This is a genomic window from Polaribacter sp., from assembly GCF_965660385.1.
In the GTDB taxonomy this organism is placed as follows: domain Bacteria; phylum Bacteroidota; class Bacteroidia; order Flavobacteriales; family Flavobacteriaceae; genus Polaribacter.
Window position 1 is genome coordinate 1 of record NZ_CBFHZT010000115.1, and the last position, 2569, is coordinate 2569.

Below are 2569 nucleotides of genomic sequence, written 5' to 3' on the forward strand. Positions count from 1 at the left end.
CTTTCATTAAAGATGGAGACTGAATTTGCCAATACTGACCATTAGTAACTGGACTAGAATTTCCCCAAACCAATTCTGAATTCCAAGGTTCTGTAATTGAAAATCGATTATTATATTGATCTCTGATAAACTTAAATTGAAAGTTATTGGCATCAAAAGCAGGTGGTGTATCTGTATAATAATACATACTAACTCCTTGAGCCAATGCAGCATCTAAAGCTTCTTTTGCTGACTCTGCAGCCAATTGCCATTTAGATTCATCAAAATTTTGATTAAAAAAATGTGCACCATCTTTATTTAAAAAATTAGAATAAAACTCAGAATTTCCGTTAAATAATGGACTTGCGCTGTATAATAATACTCTTGCTTTTATTGCTCTTGCAATTACTTTATCAATTCTACCCAAATCGTTATTACCAAGCACTCTTTCTGGTAAATTAATGATGGCCTCATCTATTGTATTTACAATATAAGCAAAGCATTCATCTACAGGTTTACGTTCTACACGCACCTCTTCATCAGTTGCATCTATTGGTAAATTTACATCGATAATAGGAATAGGACCATAGTTACTTAGTAATAAAAAATGATAATATGCTTTTAAAAAAGCAACTTCTGCTTTCCATTGATTTTTTTCAGATTGATTCATATCAACTACTAAGTCAATATTTTCAATAAGAATATTACAAGCTCTAATGCCTTCCCAAATTGAGCCTTGACCTCTACCTGTTGCACCAAAACCAGACCAATATCCCATAAGCGGATTTGAAACGGTTTGCTGTCCTTTCATTACACGAATTGCATCTGGCTCTTTTGGAACTGGTGTGGCTAATTCATCACTCATTAAAACATAACTTGCATATGTTCCATCATTTTGAGGTAAGTAACTATAACAATTAGCTAATGCATTAAATGCTGTTTCTTTTCTGTTAAATAGCAAGCTAAGCTCTTGTGTACCATCTGGCACGATGTCTAAATATTTTTCACAACTACTAAAAGTGATGATTGAGAAAAATAAAACAACAATGTTTCTATACTTTAATTTCATTTTTTTCGTTTTAAAAATTAACTTGAATTCCTAAGTTAAGCACCCTCTGAGGAGGATAACCTAAGCCATTTCCTGCCATTTCTGGATCCCATAATTTAAATTTAGAAAAATGGAGTAAATTTACTCCCGTAAAATAAATTCTTGTTTGTGTGTCTGAAAAAACCTTACCCAAAGTTTCTGGCAATGTGTAACCCAACTCAACATTTTTAAGTCTTAAAAAATCGCCACTTCTTAACCACCAAGTTGATTGTTTTTGATTATTATCAATTGCATATGTAGATAAACGTGGCCAAAAGGCATTTGGATTAGGGTTGTTTTCTGACCAATGATTGTCTGCTATAATACTTAGTGCATTACGTTCGTTTACAAATGGAGAAATATCATTTGGGTTAATTAAAAATGATGTTCTAGCTACTCCTTGCATAAAAACAGAAAAATCAAAAGCTTTATATTTAGCTGAAAAACCAAAACCATATACAATTTCTGGCACATTTGGCCTACCAATTGGTACCTCATCAGATTCATTAATTACGCCATCGTTATTAACATCTTTGTATTTAATATCTCCAGGTAAGTAAGAGTTTGTTGTAGAAAAACCATTAAATTGCTCTGGTGAGTTAGCTATATCTTCTTGATCTACAAACAATCTTTCTGCGATATAACCCCATTGTTGATTTACAGGATGACCAATTCTACTTAAATTTTTATTTTGAAATTCAGGTTCTCCATTTACCAATACTTCGTTAGTGGCGTATGTAAAGTTACCTCTAGCAGTAATGTAAAAATCTCCGCTAAAAGCATGATTATAATCCAAAGATAAATCAATACCATTAGATCTTACTTGACCAATGTTACTACTAATAACTGTCGTTAATCCAGAGGTTTCTGGAATGAACTGACGCTCCATATAAATATCTCGCCTATTTTCTGTAAAAATATCTGCAATAATATTTAGCTTGTTAAATAAACCTATTTCAATACCAATATTAGACTTAGTTGCTACTTCCCAACTTACATTTTCATTAGCATACCTATTAATGATAAAACCGTTATAATAGTTGTTATAGTTAGAGCCAAAAGAATAACCAGTGCCTCCATTATTTAAATTAACATCAGACAGATAGAAAAAGCGATCACTTGCACTAGAAATACCATCATTACCAACTAAACCATATGAATATCTTAATTTAAACAAGTTAACGTCTGGCAAGTTTTTTTCAAAAAAATCTTCATTAGATAGTATCCAACCAAAACCTACAGAAGGAAAAAATCCAAATCGATTTTTTTGTGCAAATTTTTCTGATCCATTATAACCAAAGTTAAATTCGCTAAAATAACGATCATCATAACTGTAAGACGTTCTACCAGAAATACCAGTATTTCTTGATGGTAAGGTAGAAAAAGCAGTGTTACCTCCTATTGTATTTAAAGCCTCTTGAAAATAATTTACCAATAAACCACTTACTGCGTGTTTTTCGTTAAAGGTTTTATTATACTCTAATACAGCCTCGTAATAAAAAT

Annotated in this window: 2 protein-coding genes; both read right to left on the bottom strand. The window is 31.6% G+C overall.

From position 1 onward, the window contains the following. Window positions 1-1048: RagB/SusD family nutrient uptake outer membrane protein (locus tag ACTG3V_RS15335; protein ID WP_439133048.1), on the bottom strand; the 1048-nt coding region annotated here is incomplete at its 3' end. Window positions 1049-1058: 10 nt separating this feature from the next. Further along, a partial coding sequence (locus tag ACTG3V_RS15340) for a SusC/RagA family TonB-linked outer membrane protein (RefSeq protein ID WP_439133049.1) occupies window positions 1059-2569 on the bottom strand: 1511 nt, incomplete at its 5' end.